The sequence below is a fragment of the Flavobacterium sp. TMP13 genome (assembly GCF_050847115.1).
Classification (GTDB): domain Bacteria; phylum Bacteroidota; class Bacteroidia; order Flavobacteriales; family Flavobacteriaceae; genus Flavobacterium.
Genome location: NZ_CP193656.1, coordinates 1,452,014 through 1,473,672, shown reverse-complemented (window position 1 = coordinate 1,473,672; position 21,659 = coordinate 1,452,014). Strand labels below are relative to the sequence as shown.

Below are 21,659 nucleotides of genomic sequence, written 5' to 3'. Positions count from 1 at the left end.
CTAAAGATGTTCTGCGATGACTTTTACGTTCATGCCTGCTCTCAAAAAATCGGACTGCTTATTCATTTCTTTAAGTTTAATTTTTACTGGAATTCGCTGTTCAATTTTTACAAAATTACCTGTCGCATTATCTGGCGGAAGTAGCGAAAAACGTGCACCACTAGCAGGTGAAATACTACTGATGGTTCCGATATAACTAACTCCACTCATTGCGTCGACTTCCACATTTACTTCTTGTCCTATCTTCAAATATTGCAATTGCGTTTCTTTAAAATTAGCTGTAATCCATTTCTCTTTGCTTACTATAGACACTACAGTTTGCCCTTCTTTAATTAACTGTCCGCGTTGAATCGTTCTTCTACCAACCCAACCGTCATACGGAGCTGTTATTATTGTATACGAGAAAAAGAGTGCGGCATGATCTGCGACCGCTTGCTTTGCCTGAATTAATGTTTGTACGGAAGGCACATTCGCAGCTGCTTGCGATGTGCTCAAATTAGCCAATCGAATTCGGTCTTTCATCTCTTGATAGTGTGCTTGAGCTGCTTCATAATCGGCATTTACTTTTTCTACTTGTTGCTCGGTTGCCGCATCTTCAGCCAACAAAGCTGTATAACGCTGAAACTCCAACTTCGTTTTAAAAAGATTAGTTTGAGCCGCTTTTAACTGTGACTCACCAATGGCAGTACTACTCGCTGTGGTCGCCACATTTTTTTGGGCTACGATCGTATTTTGTTTCGCTAAATTTACATCGGCCAAAGCCACCTCTAACTTAGCTTTATATTCGCGATTGTCGATCACTAACAACGTATCTCCCTGATGTATAAATTGATTTTCTTCGTAACGAACTTCTTGTACATAACCCGTAATTCTGGACATAATTGGGGTTACATATTGCTCAATTTGGGCGTCGTTCGTTTCTTCGTGATTGGCATTAAAAATATAAAACCAAATCCCCAAAATAATTCCGCTTGCTATGAGCAGTAGCGCGATTAATTTTACAAAAACGTGAAAAATATGATTTGTTTTATTACTTTTATTTGTCATTGGATGTATCTCGTGTTTTTATTATAATTTAAATTCTTCTTTTAATAAACCTGCGGTATGGAGCAATTTATAATGCTTCATTGCTGCATCGATTCGAGTGGCAATTTTACTGTATCTGGCTTGCAATAATGAATTGTCTGCATCGACCATTTCTGTTATTAAAACCAACTGATTGAGGTATTTTACTTTGACGATGCGGTAATTCTCCTCTGCTAACTCTAACGATTTATCAACCACCTTAAACGTCTCTATAGCTTCTTGATAATGCACGTGGTTTTTATACAACTCATCTTGTACCTTATCTTTTACAATTTTAGTTTCCATTTTTTGCCATTCTAATTTTGTATCCGCTATGTGCATTTTAGTCTTATTTTTATACAGTTCCGAAAGATCAAAACGAGCTTCTATACCAATTTGACCTAAACTATACAAATATGGTTCTGGCGGAAAAAACATATAATTGGGATATTTTAGAGCATAATTTCCAAAAAAATTAATTCTCGGATAATAATTCCCTTTAATCAAATTCATTTCTATTTTTCTAATATTCACTTGTTGATTCGCAATTCGAATGTCTTCGTTATTCAAAGCGCGGCTCAAATACAAATCGTACGGATCAACTTTATTTTCGTTTATAATTGCACTGCTGTCAACACTAATTTCTTGTTCTTCGGGCAATTGCAATAAGGTTTTAAAGTCGTGCAGTAAAATTTGAATATTCTTCGAATTGTTTAATGCGGTCAATTCACGATCGGCCAGCTGTAATTCTGCACGTAGCACCTCATTTTTGGTAACGGTTCCGTGCTTTTGTAGGGAGTGTACTTCTTTCAGCCGATTTTGTTCTTCTCTGATGTTTTCCTCGATAATTTTCTGAAGCTCCCTCAATTTATAAATTTCTAAATAGGTCGAAATAACCAGTAGCTGAACATCATTTTCGACTTTCTCTTTAGTAATTCCAGCAATTTCAACCTGTTGTTTGGCAATTTCAATCGCATTATTAATTTTATTACCCGCATAAAGAGGCATTCTAAAGTCAGTTTTAAGATCATACATTTCAGGAATGGTGTGTACAACTTCCTTTTCTTTCATAAAACTACTTTTAAATTGAGTCAAATTTGAAATACGAGAATACCCGCCACTAATTTCAACATCGGGCAAACGGAGTTCTTTACTTTCTTTTACATTTTCCTCTAAAAGATGTATATCTAATTGTGATTTCAGAATGGATAGATTATTTTCTTTGGCGATCTGCAACGCTTCTCGAAGTGATAAGAAATTATTTTGCTGCGCTTTTAAAGAATTTAGGCCAAATAAAACAAGGACAAGAAGCATTTTTTTAAAAAATGAATCTGTCAAAAGCGTACTTTTTTTAGGTATTATCATTGCATCAAATAAATTGAGATGCAAAGTTGTTACATTTTTTTTATTGACTGATTATCTTAAAAAGACAACATCGTATTCATTTCGGACATTCGTAAAAAACGATATCGGCCCTACGCTACATTCATCTCTGCGACGAAATCAATCTACTGATTGCTCTAGAATTCCCGTTTGATTTAGATAATCAGAAGGGCGTTGTCGTAGTATTTTATAAAAAGTATTACTAAAAGTCGGCACACTACTGTAGCCTACTTTTTCGGCAATTTCTTTTATAGAAAGCTTTCTGTCTAGCAATAATTCGATTGCTTTAATAATTCTCCTTATGGTATAATATTGCATAAAAGACATGCCCAAATCGTTCTGAAACAAGCGATACAAAGAGCGTTCGCTATAACCAAACTGCTCTGCAACTCGAGTAAACAAAATAGGCTCTCCTATTGAGTTATCGATAAATTTTAAAATTTTACTCAAGCGTTCGTCTTTGGCTTTTGGCAACTCTAAAGGTAAATTACGCAGGCAAAGTTGTGGAAGAATTGCTTTAATACCGCTTGCGATAACAAAATTTGCGGTTCCCTTTTTTAGATCGCCGCTCCATCTATTGGTAAAAAGCATCATTTGTAGTAGTAAATCATTAACGGGATAAATACCTTCGGTTTGGTAAAATACATCTTCATTTGCTTCGGTAGGAAAATACAAATTTCGCATAATTACTTTTCCCGATTTAGGATGAATACTGTGCGCTACACCACTTGGAAGCCATATAAAATGACGAGCAGGCAAAAAATAAGATTTGGAATCGGTAATCACAAAAACCACATCTCCTTCGGTATAGAGCAGTTGCGCTTTTAGGTGTTGGTGAGTCGGAACAAATAATTCTCCCATAAGATCGTGGTGGCAATAAATACTTTTTTTATCGGCATCTACTTTCTTGAGGTAATCTTCATTGATCGCATGTTTCAATTGTTCCATAATTTGTTCGTACAGCTTTTGTACAAATTTCAATAAACTTTTTGAATTTTAAACACAAAAAAGCTGCCTAAGATAAGGCAGCTTTTTCCTCTAAAAAAAACAAATTCACTAACTATTTACTATCAAACTACGAAGATTTAGTTCGTTTTAAAATTCCAAACTTGACCAATTGTTTCGCCACCGTTATTGTCTTTTACAACTACTTTCCAATAATAATTAGTAGCTGCAACAGCATTAAAACTGAATTGGGCAGCATCACTATTTTGAGCACTTAGTGCAGTAGGCGGGTTGGTCGTCCCTACATATACGTCATAGCTTAAGCGATCATTAACGTCGGCATCTAAAGCAGTCCAACTTAGGTTAACCGTACCCGAACTTACCACCGAATTTGCTGCTGGCAGCAGTAATTCTGGCGCAAAAGGCAAATGATTCTGCTTGGCATTCCCTTCCGTATAAAACGTACTAACCGAAGAATACGCACTAGAAGCATTTTTATTGTCGGTCGCTTTTACTCGCCAGTAATAGGCTTTATTTTTTTCTAAAGTAAAAGTTTGGTCGGTAACAGTAGCTTCTTGTGTCTTCACAATTTGCGCAAACTGATTGTCGGTTGCAATTTGTATTTGATACGAAATAACATCTTTATTAGCATCTGTCGACGCATTCCATTGAAAAAACACGGTATTATTAACACACAACTTCGCATTGGCGGGGGCAACTATTGTGGGCACAGACGGCGCAGTATTTAATTCGGGCTGCGCGGGATCATCTGTGTTTTTTCCACAAGCCACTAAAAACAAACTAAGTCCTGCTAGATAAAAAAACTTTTTCATTTCTATTTTTTTATGATTTTTACTATTGACGGAGTGTCCAACTCTATTTTAACGAAATAGATTCCTGCGGATTGGTTATCTAAATTCATTTGTATTTTGTTATTAGCCACAGGATACATTTTTTTTGAAAGAAGTGTTCCAGCAGTATTGTAAATTCCAATTTCCACATCTCGCTCTGAAGTAGTAACCGAAACTTCAAAACTTCCAGAGGTAGGATTTGGAAATAACTTTACTTCTTTTGACCATGTATCTATACTTTTTGAAAAAACACCTTCACAGGCTTTAGCTGTTTTCACCTCTATTAAATCTCCTTTCTCGACCGCAACCAGAAAAGACGAATTACTAGTTTCAAACTGCTCTGATCCGTTTATTGAAATTTGAAATGGTGCAGTACCCTCCAAAATTTCGATCGCTACCTTGTCGGCAACAACAGATGACTTTCCAGTAATCGTAGCTCCTTTTTGAATAGTAATTGTGTAGCATTGCTCGTAGGATTCGCCTTCGACACCAATGCATAGCGAATAGACATTGGGAGCTAAGCCATCTACTGAAAGTGTATTATTTACAAAAGAATAAGATGCTCCATTTAGTGTAGCTGTATACTTGTGAGCTTCTAAGGCAGAGATAATTATCGAACCGTTGTTTTTATTGAGGCAAGATTCTCCTTTTGATTCAATGGTAAAATTATTTTTGGGTAAAGAAAAATTGGGCGTACTAAAATCCAAGCTTGTTTTCTGGTTTCCAAAAACTCTAAATCCTCCAGCTGAAATGGCAACGGTCATGTTTAAATCGGTTACAATCAGCGCCTTATTATCCATTAAATTGTACCAAGTTCCTACATATGGAAAACCTGTAACTACTTCTTTATTATTTACATCAAAATTAGCTAGTACCACGACATCTTTTAGTGCTGTCGCTACTAAGTTGTTGTTGGTAATTTTTATATTAGGCAGTAAAGAACTGCTATTTGCAACGGTAGCTGTACCTAAAAACACAGGCTCTGTTGTTTTTAAAGCGATCATATTAGACCAATTTTTATTAACAGCGCTTCTATTGGTATCTGCCAACCAATTATTTGTCCATTGTGGCTGCGGCTTGGTATCTAATTTACAATCTCCAGGCAAAGCTGCCGAATTATCATTTACAGTGCCGTTATTGCAAGTAAAGATGGAAGTATCCCAACCTAAATCTCCAAAATGCCAAATCATTTTTGGACCCGGAATCAATAATGAAACCGCTCCTATTGCTGACATTCGCGACAAACCAATATTGAGATCTTTGACGTTATGGGAAGCATTGGAACTATTGCCGTCTTTTTTAGCATAATACATCAAGCGTTCTTCGTCATGACTTTCGGGATATCCAATTAGTCTATTCGCAGTAAAACCACGACTCGTATTAGTCATTCCTGAAATGTTTCCTGCGTATCCTTTTGCAAGTTTTCCGTACTCATTATTCATGTTCCCCCACATCATCACTCCCTTACTTGGTGTCTCGGCAATTCGATAATTTGCCCATTGTTGTTCTTCGGTAGCACTTCCTAAATGTTCGAAAATAGCGTAATGTGTTGGATCTAAACTCCAAGAATAATCAGCATACGATTTCAGCACATCTACTCTATCTTGCTGATAGGAATTGGTGCAACTTTCATCGGCAGCCGTACAATTTTGCGTAAATCCTTTGGTTAAATCCCAACGAAATCCATCAATTTTATATTCTTCAACCCATTGTTTAATTACACGTTGAACATAATTTTGAGTTCTAGGAGATTGGTGATTGAAATCTTCGCCTACATTATACGTGTGTTTTGCTACAGTATTAAAATATGGATTTTCTGTTGTTGGCGAACCAAAACCATCACCATCAGGATCGTTCATCCACATACGAACCATCGGATTGCGACCAAAAGCATGATTTAAAGCCACATCTAGAATGACCGCAATTCCGTTTTGATGGCACAAATCAATTAATTCTTTCAACTTGTCCGAACTACCATAAAATTTATCCAAAGCCATATGAAACGAAGTGTTGTATCCCCAACTTTCGTTGCCTTCAAATTCCATTACAGGCAATAGCTCAATCGCATTTATTTTAAGACTTTTAAAATAATCCATTTTATTTATTAGATCTTGAAAATTTCGATTCGCATCAAAATCCCGAACTAAAACTTCGTATACTACCAGATTATCTTTGGCTGGTTTTACAAAATTAGTCACTTGCCAATTGTATGGCATTTGACCCGTTTTTAAAACCGTAACTTCAAATTGTTGTCCTACCGGATAAACAGGCATATTTGGATAACTTGTAGTCGGAATTCCCGCATCGTCAAATGGTGACAACACCAAAGTCGAGTACGGATCTGCAGTTTTTACCATTGCAGGTGATCCTGCTAAAGGAGTTGCATCGACCACCCAATATTGATACGTATAATTGGTTCCCGAAACTAATCCTGTTAGTGTCAACCAAAACTTTCCGGTCGTTGGGTCTTTTTTCATAGCATAAGCCGATGAAGGTTGCCAATTATTAAAACTTCCTGCTACATACACAAAATCTTTTAACGGTGCATCTAGAACCAAAGTCACTTTTGCGGCGTCTAAATTATCATAATTAATTCCGTCTACTAATCCAGTAGGCAGTACTTCAGAAACAGTATTTAAATGAACAACAACTGAGAATTTTTTAGTACTCACTGTTGTACCCTGTGTAACCGTTAATTCATAATTTTGGTTGGCTGTAACCGCAGATTGGGTATACGAGTACGAAGCGGTGCTTGAATTGGAATTTAGTATTGTGCCATTTGACGTTAAACTATAACTCGCGTTTCCGTTGGTATTGGTTGCAGCAATGGTAAAGCTTGCTCCAGAAGTAAGAACGGTAGTGCTATTTTGCACAGGCGAAGTTAAATTGACTTGAAACGAGCCAACCTCAACCAAAATATCTTGTGATTTCTTATCGTCAGTACCATTCTTAGCTTTTACTAAAAACCCGATTTTTCCTATTCCTGTTATATTGTAGTAAGTCGTTGGAGTAATTGTTTTGGTATACGTATCTGTGGCCGCATTGTATGTAAATTTACTTGCTTCGTTTGATGCTGTCCAGTCTCCATTGTTTGGAGTTCCTTTTTGAGTGGTGTCATCTGTATCAAAAGCCCAAGCCCATAAATACAAAGAATTATCTGTTATACCCCAAGAAGATTCGTTGATGCTGTTGCCGTTTATTGTAATGACAACCGATTGAGTTTCCTCAAAAGTGGCAGGCGTTACCGCATAGGTAACTTGTTGTTGTTTTTGGGCTGTGGTTAAAACCGTAAACAACGCGAATAGAAATAGTAGAACTTTTTTCATAATCTATAAGTTAAAAAAAAGGCTATCTTATTCAGATAGCCTTTCAATATGTTTACTCTTTATTCTTGGTTAGGAATCATCAAGTAGCTTCCGTCTAAATCATTAAAATAAATTAAATATTTAGATTTTATCACCGGAATATTGTCTCCTGTTCCTCCACCAGAGAAAGTAGTTTTTCCTCCCCAACTTACATCCCAAGCATCATTTGCTCTAAATTTTGCTTCTCCATCGTTTAAGGCAGTTACACCTAAAGTCCAGATATGAGAATTAAAAGTAGATTGAGTCATTGCGGTAGATCCATCCCATCCTTTTGCAGTACTACTTCCAATCAGTCCAACTGTTGCATACGACTGCGCAGCTGCAGCATCAAAAGCTACCAAAGTATATGCTAATGTTTCTGTATTCATTTTAAAAGTATAGTATCCTTCTGTAGGAATAGCAAAATTTGCAGGATCAGCGTCAGCGTCTGTATTTCTTGGTGCCATTTTTACGCCATCAGCTTTTCCAAGCATTGGTGTCCAGCTACCAGGATTAGAAATTACTTTGAATTCTCCTTTTTTGAAGAAACCAGTATACATGTATTCTTTTGGATTTGTACCACTTCTGAATAAAGGTTGGTTTCCTTTGTTATTATCCCAACCCGAAACAGTTGCGTCTCCAACAAAATACCAGTCCGTAAATTCGTAAGCAATTAGTCCAGAGTATGTATTTATACTTATTGTTAATGGAACTGCAGATACCATTGGTACTCCGCCAGAAACACTAGACATTACTTTTAAGTCAAATTGTTTTGCTTCGCCAGGAACTGCTCCTAATTCGATTGCTGCTTGGTTTAAGTTTTTCACACTTACCGAAGCTTGTGTACTATTGCTTGCGGTTGCCAAGGTTTGTGGTGCTGTAAAATCTCCACCGGCAACATCCATTAATAATGTATAATCTACGACAACATTATCTGAGTAAGTGGCTGCCGACCATACAAAACGTTCTGCCGGATTTGTCGCATTTTCTTCAACTAAAACAAACTGTTTGTCGGTTTCTGGCGCAACAAATTCTGGCGTAGTTCCTTTTTCAATAACTGGTCTGTTCTCGACATCATCGGCAGAACACGAAACCGCAAGAATGCTTACAAATGCGATTAAAATTTTGTGTATATTTTTCATTTTGTTAGGTATTAAATTTGGTTGTTAGTATCCTGTATTTTGTTTTAATGTTGGGTTTGCCTGAATTGCTGTAGCAGGAATTGGCATTAAATTTCGGTACGATGCTGTAGCAGAACCGCTTTGAACTCCACCTTTCCATTCCCAAACTTTATCTCCGCCTGTAAATTTTCCAAAACGAATTAAATCGGTTCTTCTGTGGCATTCCCAAAACAATTCACGACCTCTTTCATCTAAAATAAAATTAAGGTTCATGTTTACTGCAGTAATTGCGGTAGCATTTGCTCTAGTTCTTAATTGATTTACATAACCAACTGCAGTACCCATATCGGCACCAGCTGCACCTCTTACGGCGCATTCAGCATACATTAAATACATGTCTGACAAACGAAGCATGGGAAAATCGGTATCTGGAATATCATTACGCTGTGCTTTTGAACCGTCTGATTTTACGTTTGTAAATTTAGTAACCGCATAACCATCTGTAAATGTTCCAACATTGGTGATGCTCAAGTTTTGTCCATCTGTATAAAAAGTTCCTCTTTTATCTGCAGTAGCAGTTTCATCTGGAAAAAGAGACACAAACTCTTTACGAGTTCTGATTCCTTGCCATCCACCATCCATACCTTGAGCGGCAGCGTCCATACTTCCACCAATTGAGGCGTGTAAAATAAAACTCATTCCACCACCCGTAGCTCTAATCGCATTACCATCGGCTACAATAGGGAAAATAAATTCGCTTTGTGCCCCATTGGTATTATTGTCTGCAGCAAAAAGATTTTTGTACGGAACATTTGCAATAGTATAGCCCGAGTTATTAATTACATCTGTCGCTAGTTTTGCAGCTTCACCGTACATTTCTGTACCTGTATAGACTTTTGCATTTAAATAAATTTGTGCCAATAAAAATTTAGCTGCTGTTTTATCAATACGACCGTATTCATTTGCTTTTGAAGCTACTAAACTTGCATCTAGATCTTTCAATTCACTTTCGATGAAAGCAAAAACTTCTGCTCTTGTTTTTTGTTCTGGATAGTAAAATCCAACAGGATCATTTTCTGTTGTAATTGGCACATTTCCAAATAAATCCATCAAGTTGTAATATGAGAAGGCTCTTAAAAAACGAGCTTCTGCTCTAAAATTAGCAATCTCTGCTTTCAGGTTGGCGTCTACTCCGCGAGCGTCTAACTTCTCATCGGTTGTTTGTCTTAAAAATTCATTAGACAAACTGATTTCATAAAAAGCTCTAGAATACACTCCGTATAAAAACTCATTGGCTGGCGCCCATTTTTGAGTGTTCATTGTCGGTAAGGTTCCATCTGCCCAAGCAATAATTGCTTCATCAGTAGTAAATTCTTGCATTACAAAAAGCAAACGCAAGTAACTGCTAAAATCCCCTCCAATTCCAGAAATATCTGGCTTTCCATCTCCATCGTTACCTCCAACAAAAAGTCCAGAATACAATTTGGCTAATACTTGTTTGTACGAAGCTGGATCTTGAAAGAATGTTTCAGATAAAAACTCATCATCGTCTTTTGGAGTTACATCCAAATCACTCGTGCATGAGGTAAGCGTCAGATTTAATCCTAAAACTAGTAGGAGAAAATAAGATATATATTTAAATGATAGTTTCATTTTATTTATTTTTTTAATTATTTCAAAATAGTTCCGAATTAGAATGATGCGTTTACACCAAACAAATAAGTTCGAGCTCTTGGATAAATGTTACCATCTATACCATTGAATTTCTCTGGATCTAAACCGTTGTATTTTGTTAAGGTGAACACATTTTGCACTCCTGCAGAAAAACGAAGGGAAGCCACTTGCAAAATAGATTTATCAAGAGTATATCCAACAGTAACATTGTCTAACTTGACAAAAGAGGCGTCTTTGATAAAATAATCAGAGAAATAGCGTTGTGTTCCGTTGTCTTCAAAATTAAATCCGGTGTTGTAGTAATCAACAGCTATGTTTGATAAGTCGCTATCTCTACGCAATCCTGCGTCAGAATATCCTTTATCAGAACTAATGTTATCAAAAATATAGTTCCCCATACTTGCTCTCCAGTTCATTGTAAAATCAAATTGCTTGTAGCTTAAAGTACTAAACAATCCAAAAGTATAATCTGGCGCTGGTTTGTGATTGCGGTAACGATCTTGTGTATCAATAACACCATCTTGGTTTCTATCTACATAAGCACCTTGAATAGGTCTTTTGTCTGCATCATACAATTGCTCGTATACATAGAATGAGTTTGGCGCAAAACCAACCGTATTAATTTGAACTTTGTTATTTGTTCCTCCCGCAATATTATCACCCGTTGTGTATCCTTGAAAACCTGGAACTGTGATTCCTAAATTGGTGATTTCTTGTTTAATGAAAGTCGTATTGAACGCTAAGTTCCAAGTCAAATTATCATTTTTAACCACATCCGATTCAATACTGAACTCTACACCTTGCGTACGTAAATCTCCAATATTTGCAAAACCAGCATTTCTTAAATTTGCTCCATCAGGGTAAGCGATGTATGCTAATAAGTCGTTTGATTTTTTATCAAAATAGTTAATCGAACCTGTAATTCTATCGTTAATGAATCCGTAATCGATACCAACGTTGAACTCATTTACTTCTTCCCATTTTATACTTTCGTTGTAGCCTTCTGTTCTTGCCACAGGATAGATTGTGTTTCCAAAAATGTATTGCGAGTTAATTGTTCCTAAAGAAACACGTCTTAAATAATCGTAAGAAGCATCGATGTCTTGCTGACCTGTTTGACCGTAACCAACTCTTACTTTTAAAGTAGACAACGTTTCATTATCTTTTAAGAATGCTTCATTTGAAATGTTCCAAGCAAATGCACCACCAAAGAAATTAGCCCAACGATTCGCTTCAGAAAAACGAGAAGAACCATCTCTTCTTGCATTCAAAGTCAATAAATAACGGCTATCAAAACCAAGGTTTAAACGACCAAAGTACGATTGCAAGTTAATATCTGGATCAGTTGCAACATCTTCAACAGGATTAGGCTGTCTGGTTTGTCCAGAAGTGTAACCTTCTCTTTGAAACAATTGGTAGTTGTACCCTGCTGTAGCATCAATTTTAAATAAATTAATGTCTTTTGTATAATTAAAATAAGCATTTAAGTTCTTATTCTGTCTTTCATCTGTAAAGCGAGAATAGCCACCTAAGTTTGTCCAAGCTCCATCACTAAAGTTGGTTGGTTGGTAGCCCGAAATGCTTTCGTTGCTTACTTCTGTACATCCACTACTGTCGTATCGGTCAATTCCCATTTCTACAACTGCTCTTAAGTCTTCAAAGAAATGTAATTTATAATCCAAACGAATGTTACCCCATTTTCTAGTTGTTTCAGATCGGTTGTTGGTTTGATTTAACAAAGCAACTGGATTTTTAGCCGCTAATAAATTTACGTTTCCACTAGATTCTAGCCATTCGTAGTAACCGCCGTAACGAGAATTTGAATCGTAAACAGATTGTGTTGGATCAAATCCAATAGCACTTCCAATTACTCTACCTTCATCTTGAAATCTGTTTTTTCCGAAAGATAAGTTTCCGCTAAGGTCAATTTTTAAATGATTGTCGAATAAAACAGGATTTAAAGACAACGAAGTCGTAGTTCTTTCGAAACTAGTGTTCTTTAAAATTCCAGGATTATTTGTGTTTCCAACAGATAAACGCGCTGGCACTTTATCAAATAAAGAGCCGCTTACCGAAATATTGTTATCGGCCGTTAATACGGTATGAAAAATTTCGTCTTGCCAGTTTGTACTAGCAGTTCCCATAATTGCTTTTTGCTTATCAGTTCCGTTATCATTTACAAAAGTGCGAAATTGATCTGCGCTCAAAACATTTACCGTATTGGCAACCGTATTCACACCCACTTGTGAAGAAAAGTTAACCTTGATACCGCCTTTTGAACCTTTTTTGGTTGTAATAACAATAACTCCATTTGCAGCACGAGAACCGTAAATTGCAGCAGCCGAAGCATCTTTAAGAACCGTAAATGACTCAATATCGTTAGGATCTATGGTAGATAAAATACCTTTTGATCCATCGGGAACCGAATTGCTCAATGGCAATCCATCCAATATAATTAAAGGCTCGTTGGAAGCACTTAACGAAGATCCTCCACGAATACGAATGTCCGCTTTGGCACCTGGTGCTCCACTTCCGGTTACGTTTACACCCGAAATACGTCCACTAATTAAAGTTTCTGGTGTAGTGTTTTGTCCTTTGTTAAAATCTTTAGTAGAAATCTGTGATACAGAGCCTGTTGCGTCTTTTTTCTTAACAGTTCCGTAACCCACTTGCACTACAACTTCTTTCAATTGATTGGCATCTTCGCTTAACGAAATCGATATCGACTTTTGACCAGCAAAAATAACTGTTTGTGTCGTGTAACCGATAAAAGAAAACATTACTTTGTCTCCTTGCTTTACATCGTTTAATGTAAATCTACCATCAAAATCTGTCGATGCTCCCGTAGGAGTTCCTTGTACGTTTATGTTTGCTCCTGGTATAGGTTGTCCAGATGCTTGATCTAGCACAACCCCACTTATAGTATTCTGAGCCAGAATACTGAAAGGCAGTAGTAAAAATAAAAATAACAACTTTTTGTAAATTGCTTTCATCCTTTTTTGTTTAAATATTAGTTTGCGTTTGGTTAATAATTTTTAACTTTTAATTTTACTTCGAATTCCAAATTTATAGATTTATTAACACGCTCGACGAAACGCAATTTTAAAACCATTACGAAAACGTGATAGTGTTGAAAACTTTATTATTTACAGGAGTTTTTGACGATTAAATTATTGATTTTTAAATATTAAAGTACCTTTAATGCGAATATAATTTATATAATAATTATAGTATGAAACGAAAAGTCACCCTTAAACAAATAGCCAAAGAATTAGATGTTTCTATTTCTACGGTCTCCAAATCTTTACGAAACAGTCCCGAAATTGGTGTCGAAACGCGCGAAAAAGTACAAGCTTTTGCCAAATTTTACAATTATAAGCCCAATAATATCGCCTTAAGTCTCAAGAACCGCAAGACAAAAACCATTGGAATTATCATTCCCGAGATTGTACATCACTTTTTTTCGACAGTTATTAACGGAATAGAACATGTGGCCAATGAAAACGGATACAGTGTAATTATCTGCTTGTCTGATGATTCTTTTGATAAAGAAGTCTTAAATATGGAAATGTTGGCCAACGGAAGTATAGATGGTTTCATTATGTCCTTATCAAAAGAAACACAATTTAAAGCTGATTTTCATCACATTACCGAAGTAATCAATCAAGGAATGCCCGTGGTGATGTTTGATCGCGTTACCAACGAAATTTTATGCGATAAAGTAATCATCGATGATAAATCTGCCGCTTATGAGGCCGTACAAAGTTTAATTGATAAAGGAAGACGACGAATTGCCTTAGTAACTACTGTAGATTATGTGAGTGTTGGTAAATTGAGAACCGATGGCTATGTAAAAGCATTATTGGATAATGGAATTCCGTTTGACGAAGAACTAATTATTAAAATTGAAGATGTAGAAACTTGCGAAATTACTATCTCTCAATTGCTGGAAGACAAATTAATTGATGCAGTCTTTGCTGTGAACGAATTATTTGCGGTAACCATCATTAAAACAGCCAATAAAAGAGGATTGAAAGTTCCCGAAGATTTAGCGGTTATTGCGTTTACTGACGGCATAATTTCTAAATATTCTACCCCAACTATTACAACAGTGAGTCAAAGTGGTGCTAAAATGGGCAATAAAGCGGCACAAATTCTTATTGATCGATTAGAAAATGAAGACGAAAATGAAGATGAAAACTACGTCACTGAAGTCATAGAAACCCACCTTATCGAAAGAGAATCAACCGATTAGTTTCACTCTCATTATAAAAAAATAAAGCCATTAATTATTTTAATGGCTTTTTTGTTTGCGTATGTAAAGAAATTATTTATAAATTTACACCCAGTCAAAACTTTTACTTTTACTTCGAAAAATAAGTTCAGTTTTGATAAGCAAAGCGCTTATCGTATCCAATTCAAATTACGATAATGGAAAAGCGTAGATTAAGTTTCTGGGAAATTTGGAACATGAGTTTCGGATTTCTAGGAATACAAATGGGGTTTGCCCTTCAGAACGCAAACGCTAGTAGAATACTTCAAATATTTGGTGCCGACGTACATGAATTATCTTGGTTTTGGATAATCGCTCCTTTAATGGGCTTGATTGTTCAACCGATCATTGGACATTATAGCGACAAAACTTGGGGACGTTTAGGCCGTAGAAAACCGTTCTTTTTAATTGGAGCTGTTCTCGCCTCGGTAGGATTAATTTTGATGCCGCAAGCCGATATTTTTATTTCTATTCTGCCAGCATTGTGGGTTGGAGCCGGAATGTTAATGATTATGGATGCTTCGTTTAACATTGCCATGGAGCCTTTCCGTGCTTTAGTTGGTGACAATTTAAGAACCGACCAACGCACTGCTGGTTTCAGTATTCAAACTGCATTAATTGGTTTCGGAGCTGTAATTGGTTCGGCTTTGCCGTATGTTTTAACCAAGTGGTTTGATGTATCAAATGTTTCTGCAACGGGAAGCGTACCCTTGAACTTAACACTGTCTTTCATTATTGGCGCGGTAATTTTAATTGGTTCGATCTTGGTCACCATGGTTACCACCAAAGAATACTCACCTGAAGAATTAGAGGCTTTTGACAATCCGCAAAACCATATCGAAATTCCAGAAACGGAAAAATCAAAACTGAGTGATATTTTTACCGATTTTGCGAAAATGCCTACCACAATGCGTCAGCTTAGTTGGGTGCAATTCTTTTCTTGGTTTGGTCTTTTCGGAATGTGGGTTTTTACCACTCCTGCTATTGCGCATCACATTTACGGTCTGCCACTAGACGACACTTCGAGTCAGCAATACCAAGATGCAGGCGACTGGGTCGGAATTTTATTTGGTGTCTACAATTTAGTTTCCGCAATTATTGCTTTGTTTTTCTTACCGTACATCGCCAAAAAAATAGGCCGTAAAGCGACGCACGCCACCTCATTAGTTATTGGTGGGATTGGATTAATCGGAATTTATTTTATGCCGGATGAAAATTGGGCAATTCTACCAATGGTTCTTATCGGGGTAGCTTGGGCAAGCATTTTAGCGATGCCCTATGCCATTCTCGCGGGTTCAATCGCGCCTAAAAAAATGGGCGTTTACATGGGAATTTTCAATTTCTTTATCGTAATACCTCAAATTATAAATGCACTTATCGGCGGACCAATTGTAAAGTACCTGTACAATGGTGATGCTATTTATGCCCTAATTACTAGCGGAGTCAGTTTTTTAATTGCAGCTGCTTTAGTGTACAAAGTAAAAGATGTTGACGACGTTCAACAATAAAAAACCTCAATAAAAAAACAATGAATTCAGTACCTAAAAAAGCATTCATCTTTGATTTAGATGGTGTTATTGTGGATACAGCCAAATACCACTATTTAGCTTGGAAAAAAATTGCCGATGCTTTACAAATTAATTTTACCCACGAACACAACGAACTTTTAAAAGGAGTAAGTCGCATTCGCTCGCTGGATATTATCCTTGAACTAGGAAATATAACGGCCACGGCAGAACAAAAGAACCAATGGTTGGCTCAAAAAAACGCCGATTACTTGTCGTATTTAGTCGACATGGATTCTAGCGAATTGTTGCCAGGCGTTTTGCAGACTTTACAATTTTTAAAAGAAAAAAACCAAGCAATCGTTTTGGGTTCTGCGAGTAAAAATGCACGTCCGATTTTAGAAAAAACAGGAATTATAGATTTCTTTGATGCCGTGGTCGATGGTAATGATGTGACCAACGCCAAGCCAGATCCTGAAGTTTTTTTAATAGGCGCTCAAAAGGTAAATATTATACCAGAAAATGCAATTGTTTTTGAAGATGCAGTTGCCGGAATTCAAGCAGCCAATGCCGCCCAAATGATTAGTGTTGGTATCGGCAAAGCTGAGATATTAAATGAAGCGCATTACGTTTTTACAGACTTTAATGAAATGGGGTTAGCATTTATTGAGAAACTAATTAAATAATTGAAATATTTAATTATTGAAATATTAAAAAAATTAATGATTTAAGGACTGAACATTTGAAGTATAAATTCTTTAAAATCATAAATTCTTAAATCTTTAAATCATAAAAAAAATGAATCAAGATTATATACAGCCAGACAATTGGTCCATAATTGAAGAAGGATTTGATGCCGAGAGAGTAAAATCGTCTGAGAGTCTTTTTAGTATCGGCAACGGTGCTATGGGACAGCGTGCCAATTTTGAAGAAAAATATACGGGAGAGACCTTTCAAGGAAGTTATATTGCGGGTATCTATTATCCTGACAAGACCAAAGTGGGCTGGTGGAAGAATGGCTATCCAAAATATTTCGCAAAAGTATTGAACGCACCCAACTGGATCGGAATTGATGTTGAAATCAACGAAGAGAAATTGGATTTAAACACTTGCGTGAAAGTAAATCATTTTCGCCGTGAATTAAATATGAAGGAAGGTTGGTACAATCGTTCTTTTGAAGCTACTTTGCAAAACGGAACCGAAATTGCCGTCAATGTGCGTCGTTTTCTTTCGTTAAATCTAGATGAGGTTGGCGTGATTAAGTATGCTATTACTCCTTTAAATAAAGATGCTAAAATTATTTTTAAACCTTATATCGATGCTGGTGTTACCAACGAAGATGCCAATTGGGATGAAAAATTCTGGGAACCTCTAGAAGTAAAAAAATCTGGAAATGAAGCTTTTGTAACGGCTCAAACCTTTAAAACTCATTTTAAAGTCACTACTTTTATGCACAACAGTATTTTTAGTAATGGCGAAATAAGTCACATCTCGGCTTCTTCGACAGATACAACTGCCGAAAAAGCACAGTATACGTATGGAACTATTGCTGGAAAAGGTAAAACCGCAACCATCCAGAAAATTGGTGGCTACACGGTTTCTCTAAACCACAGTAACACACAAATTGCTGCTGAAAAAGTGATTAAAGAAGCCTTAAATAAAGGGTATGATCAATTGTTGGCGGAACAAATTGAAGCTTGGGCAAAAATTTGGGAAATGTCAGACATTACAATTGATGGTGATGTCAAAGCACAACAAGGAATTCGCTTTAACATTTTTCAGCTCAATCAAACCTATTTGGGTAAAGACAGCCGCTTGAACATCGGACCAAAAGGTTTCACGGGCGAAAAATATGGCGGTTCAACCTATTGGGATACCGAGGCCTATTGCATTCCGTTTTACATGGCGACCAAAGACCAGCAAGTGGCGCGTAATTTATTGACGTACCGTTACAATCAATTGGATAAGGCGATTGAAAACGCTCAAAATAATTTAGGTTTTAAAGACGGAGCGGCGCTGTACCCAATGGTTACTATGAATGGTGAAGAATGCCACAACGAATGGGAAATCACACACGAAGAAATTCACCGAAATGGAGCGATTGCTTTTGCGATTTTCAATTACAACCGCTACACAGGAGATTACTCGTATATTCCTGAAAAAGGCTTAGAAGTACTGATTGCAATTGCCCGTTTCTGGCACCAAAGAGCGACTTTTTCTGAACCTAAAAAGCAATATGTAATATTAGGAGTTACGGGTCCGAACGAGTACGAGAACAACATCAATAATAATTTTTACACCAATTATATTGCCAAATGGTGCATTGATTATGCAGCAACACAAATCGAAAAAGTGAAGAACGAATACAATTCGGACTTCTGTCGCATCATTGAAAAAACAAATTTATCAGAACTTGAAATTTCGAAATGGAAAAAAGTGGCTGATACTATGTACTTTCCAAAATCAGAGAAATTAGGCGTTTATTTGCAACAAGACGGATTTCTAGATAAAGAGTTAGTTCCTGTAAAAGAGTTAGATAAAGCACAGCGACCGATCAATCAAAAATGGTCTTGGGATCGTGTACTTCGTTCACCGTATATCAAGCAAGCAGATGTGTTGCAATGTTTTTATTTCTTTGAAGATCACTTTTCGAAAGAAGAATTACAACGCAATTTCGAATTTTACGAAGCATTTACGGTTCATGAAAGTTCGCTTTCGCCTTGTGTCCACTCCATTCAAGCTGCGGCTTTAGACAAAATGGATATGGCGTATCAATTTTATTTAAGAACTTCTCGTCTGGATTTAGATGATTACAATAAAGAAGTCGAAGAAGGTTGTCACATTACTTCAATGGCAGGAACTTGGATGAGTATTGTAGAAGGTTTTGGTGGCATGCGTGTTAAAAATGACGAACTGCATTTTGCACCAAAAATTCCAAAAGAATGGAAGGCATATTCATTTAAAATTAATTTCAGAAATCAAATTCTGAAAGTGAATGTAAGTCACAGCGGCAATCAATTTACAGTGGATGGCGACCAAGATTTAACAATAGTTGTAAACGGAGAAAAAGTCATTGCTGGTCACTCGGTAATGGCGTAAAAAATATTTTGAAGAACTTCTAGTACGTTTTTCATTATAAAGTTAGTTGTGTTAGTTCCTTTTATTTTAAAACAATCCCATTTCATTTTGGGGTTGTTTCATTTTTTTAAATTATACAGATATGAAAAAATTTATTAGTATCCTTTGCATTTGCTTATTGTTCGGAAATTGGGCAATTGCGCAAGACTTAAAATCTCCCGATGGAAAGTTAGTCATGCAGTTTTCGCTTCAAAAAGACGGGACGCCCACTTATGCGTTAACCTACAAAAATAAAGCGGTGATTAAAACCAGTAAGTTGGGATTGGAACTGAAAGATGATAAAAAGTCATTGGTGAATGATTTTACAATTGTCGACAGTAAAAACAGCACTTTTGATGAAACTTGGAAACCAGTTTGGGGCGAAGTCAATCAAATTCGTAACAATTACAATGAATTGGCAGTTACTTTAAATCAAAAAGATACAGAACGTCAAATCATTATTCGCTTTCGTTTATTCAATGAAGGGTTGGGATTTAGATATGAATTTCCATCTCAAAAAAATCTAGTTTATTTTGTAATTAAGGAAGAAAAAAGTCAGTTTGCTATGGCAGGCGATCATACGGCATTTTGGATTCCTGGCGATTACGACACCCAAGAATACGATTACACTGAATCTAAATTATCTGAAATTAGAGGCTTGTCTGAAAAAGCCTATACGGCAAATGTTTCTCAAAAATCATTTTCTACTACCGGAGTTCAGACCTCATTAATGATGAAATCAGCAGATGGTTTGTACATCAATCTACACGAAGCAGCACTTATTAATTATTCGTGCATGCATTTAAATTTAGATGATAAAAACATGATTTTCGAATCGTGGTTAACGCCAGATGCTAAAGGAGATAAAGGATACATGCAAGCGCCAAATCATTCGCCTTGGAGGACCATTATGGTAAGCGATGATGCGCGTACTATTTTAGCATCAAAAATGACATTGAATTTAAATGATCCGTGCAAAATTGAAGATACCTCTTGGATTAAACCAGTAAAATACATTGGTGTTTGGTGGGAAATGATTACAGGAAAAAGCTCTTGGGCTTACACAAACGATTTTCCCTCGGTACAATTGGGCGTGACCGATTATAGCAAAGCCAAACCAAATGGCACCCACGGAGCCAACACCGCTCACGTAAAAGAATACATTGACTTTGCCGCAGAAAATGGTTTTGATGCCGTTTTAGTAGAGGGTTGGAATCAAGGTTGGGAAGATTGGTTCGGTCATTCTAAAGATTATGTTTTTGATTTTGTAACGCCTTACCCCGATTTTGATGTCAAAGGAATTCATGAATATGCCAAATCGAAAGGGGTCCAAATGATGATGCACCACGAAACCTCGAGCTCTGTTCGCAATTACGAACGCCACATGGACAAAGCGTATCAATTTATGAACGACAATGGATACACTTCAGTCAAAAGTGGTTATGTAGGTGATATTTTACCAAGAGGTGAAAACCATTACAGCCAATGGATAGTCAATCATTATCAGTATGCTATTGAAAAAGCTGCCGATTATAAAATAATGGTTAATGCACACGAAGCGGTTCGCCCAACAGGAATTTCGAGAACGTACCCAAACTTAATTGGAAACGAATCGGCGCGTGGAACAGAATACCAGGCTTTTGGAGGGTCTAAACCAAACCACGTGACTGTTTTACCTTTTACTCGCTTAATCGGCGGACCAATGGATTACACGCCTGGAATTTTTGAAATGGACGTTAGCAAATTAAACCCAGACAATAATTCGCACGTAAACAGTACTATTGCTAACCAATTGGCTTTGTACGTTACTATGTACAGTCCGTTGCAAATGGCAGCTGATCTTATTGAACATTACAAACAATTTCCAGATGCATTTCAATTCATCAAAGATGTTGCTATCGATTGGGACCAAAGTAACTATATAGAAGCAGAACCAGGGAAATACATTACCGTGGCTCGCAAAGCAAAAGGAACAAACAATTGGTTTGTTGGAAATGTAAATGGAGTGGCGAGCAGAACGTCGAACATTGCATTTGATTTCTTAGAAAAAGGAAAAAAATACACGGCGACTATCTATGCAGATGCAACAGATGCTAATTATAAAACCAATCCGCAAGCGTATACGATACGTACCATCAAGATAACTAGTAAATCAAAATTAGCACAAGTTTCGGCTCCAGGTGGCGGTTATGCCATCAGTATTATAGAAACTAAATAATTTCTAAAGGCAAGTAGTTTCTCCCAAAAAACTACTTGCCTTTTTTTAAATCTGATAGTACCCTGCAAGGTCTTAATTATGATCTTGTAGGCTTTAAAGATAATATAACTATAATTCGAAGGTTTTGTAAACTTTAGAATTAAAGGTTCCGATTTCAATCGCG

At 36.6% G+C, this 21,659-nt stretch carries 13 protein-coding genes; 5 read left to right on the top strand and 8 right to left on the bottom strand.

Features of this window, described 5'->3' with window-relative positions; genetic code table 11:
- The 8 genes from ACRASX_RS06420 to ACRASX_RS06385 form a co-directional block, all read right to left on the bottom strand.
- The gene (locus ACRASX_RS06420) at window positions 1-1,047 is read right to left on the bottom strand and encodes an HlyD family secretion protein (RefSeq protein WP_432222808.1); all 1,047 of its coding nucleotides are present in this window, start codon (window positions 1,045-1,047) and stop codon (window positions 1-3) included.
- 21 nt (window positions 1,048-1,068) lie between these two features.
- Window positions 1,069-2,379: a TolC family protein gene (locus tag ACRASX_RS06415; RefSeq protein WP_432222807.1), complete on the bottom strand. Its 1,311-nt coding sequence runs from the start codon at window positions 2,377-2,379 to the stop codon at window positions 1,069-1,071.
- Between the two features lie 189 nt (window positions 2,380-2,568).
- On the bottom strand, window positions 2,569-3,429 hold the full coding sequence (locus ACRASX_RS06410; RefSeq protein WP_432222806.1) for an AraC family transcriptional regulator: 861 nt from the start codon (window positions 3,427-3,429) through the stop codon (window positions 2,569-2,571).
- Window positions 3,430-3,533: 104 nt separating this feature from the next.
- Window positions 3,534-4,226: a hypothetical protein gene (locus ACRASX_RS06405; RefSeq protein ID WP_432222805.1), complete on the bottom strand. Its 693-nt coding sequence runs from the start codon at window positions 4,224-4,226 to the stop codon at window positions 3,534-3,536.
- Window positions 4,227-4,228: 2 nt separating this feature from the next.
- Entirely contained in the window at window positions 4,229-7,570 is a 3,342-nt protein-coding gene (locus ACRASX_RS06400) for an alpha-amylase family glycosyl hydrolase (RefSeq protein WP_432222804.1), read from the bottom strand.
- 59 nt (window positions 7,571-7,629) lie between these two features.
- Complete coding sequence (locus ACRASX_RS06395) at window positions 7,630-8,730, bottom strand: SusE domain-containing protein (protein WP_432222803.1); 1,101 nt, start codon at window positions 8,728-8,730, stop codon at window positions 7,630-7,632.
- A gap of 24 nt (window positions 8,731-8,754) precedes the next feature.
- On the bottom strand, window positions 8,755-10,362 hold the full coding sequence (locus ACRASX_RS06390) for a RagB/SusD family nutrient uptake outer membrane protein (protein WP_432222802.1): 1,608 nt from the start codon (window positions 10,360-10,362) through the stop codon (window positions 8,755-8,757).
- A 38-nt stretch (window positions 10,363-10,400) separates the two neighbouring features.
- Window positions 10,401-13,376, bottom strand: coding sequence for a SusC/RagA family TonB-linked outer membrane protein (locus ACRASX_RS06385; protein ID WP_432222801.1), 2,976 nt, complete (start codon window positions 13,374-13,376; stop codon window positions 10,401-10,403).
- 239 nt (window positions 13,377-13,615) lie between these two features.
- On the opposite strand from ACRASX_RS06385, the gene ACRASX_RS06380 reads away from it, so the two are divergent.
- The 5 genes from ACRASX_RS06380 (at window position 13,616) to ACRASX_RS06360 (ending at window position 21,496) form a co-directional block, all read left to right on the top strand.
- Complete coding sequence (locus tag ACRASX_RS06380) at window positions 13,616-14,638, top strand: LacI family DNA-binding transcriptional regulator (protein WP_066312824.1); 1,023 nt, start codon at window positions 13,616-13,618, stop codon at window positions 14,636-14,638.
- Window positions 14,639-14,814: 176 nt separating this feature from the next.
- A complete protein-coding gene (locus ACRASX_RS06375) occupies window positions 14,815-16,164 on the top strand; it encodes an MFS transporter (protein ID WP_432222800.1) in 1,350 nt (449 codons plus the stop codon).
- A 20-nt stretch (window positions 16,165-16,184) separates the two neighbouring features.
- Window positions 16,185-16,847 (top strand): beta-phosphoglucomutase, encoded by a 663-nt coding sequence (gene pgmB / locus ACRASX_RS06370; RefSeq protein WP_432222799.1) that lies wholly within the window; start codon window positions 16,185-16,187, stop codon window positions 16,845-16,847.
- 112 nt (window positions 16,848-16,959) lie between these two features.
- A complete protein-coding gene (locus ACRASX_RS06365; protein WP_432222798.1) occupies window positions 16,960-19,260 on the top strand; it encodes a glycoside hydrolase family 65 protein in 2,301 nt (766 codons plus the stop codon).
- Between the two features lie 121 nt (window positions 19,261-19,381).
- Window positions 19,382-21,496, top strand: coding sequence for a glycoside hydrolase family 97 protein (locus ACRASX_RS06360; RefSeq protein WP_066312811.1), 2,115 nt, complete (start codon window positions 19,382-19,384; stop codon window positions 21,494-21,496).
- Window positions 21,497-21,659: the final 163 nt, after the last annotated feature.

What these genes read in the sequence shown, in the direction of transcription:
- ACRASX_RS06365 (WP_432222798.1), top strand. Translation starts at nt 16,960, where the DNA reads ATGAATCAAGATTATATACAGCCAGACAATTGGTCCATAATTGAAGAA.
- ACRASX_RS06405 (WP_432222805.1), bottom strand. Translation starts at nt 4,226, where the DNA reads ATGAAAAAGTTTTTTTATCTAGCAGGACTTAGTTTGTTTTTAGTGGCT.
- ACRASX_RS06415 (WP_432222807.1), bottom strand. Translation starts at nt 2,379, where the DNA reads ATGCTTCTTGTCCTTGTTTTATTTGGCCTAAATTCTTTAAAAGCGCAG.
- ACRASX_RS06400 (WP_432222804.1), bottom strand. Translation starts at nt 7,570, where the DNA reads ATGAAAAAAGTTCTACTATTTCTATTCGCGTTGTTTACGGTTTTAACC.
- ACRASX_RS06360 (WP_066312811.1), top strand. Translation starts at nt 19,382, where the DNA reads ATGAAAAAATTTATTAGTATCCTTTGCATTTGCTTATTGTTCGGAAAT.
- ACRASX_RS06375 (WP_432222800.1), top strand. Translation starts at nt 14,815, where the DNA reads ATGGAAAAGCGTAGATTAAGTTTCTGGGAAATTTGGAACATGAGTTTC.
- ACRASX_RS06385 (WP_432222801.1), bottom strand. Translation starts at nt 13,376, where the DNA reads ATGAAAGCAATTTACAAAAAGTTGTTATTTTTATTTTTACTACTGCCT.
- ACRASX_RS06390 (WP_432222802.1), bottom strand. Translation starts at nt 10,362, where the DNA reads ATGAAACTATCATTTAAATATATATCTTATTTTCTCCTACTAGTTTTA.
- ACRASX_RS06380 (WP_066312824.1), top strand. Translation starts at nt 13,616, where the DNA reads ATGAAACGAAAAGTCACCCTTAAACAAATAGCCAAAGAATTAGATGTT.
- ACRASX_RS06420 (WP_432222808.1), bottom strand. Translation starts at nt 1,047, where the DNA reads ATGACAAATAAAAGTAATAAAACAAATCATATTTTTCACGTTTTTGTA.
- ACRASX_RS06395 (WP_432222803.1), bottom strand. Translation starts at nt 8,730, where the DNA reads ATGAAAAATATACACAAAATTTTAATCGCATTTGTAAGCATTCTTGCG.
- pgmB (WP_432222799.1), top strand. Translation starts at nt 16,185, where the DNA reads ATGAATTCAGTACCTAAAAAAGCATTCATCTTTGATTTAGATGGTGTT.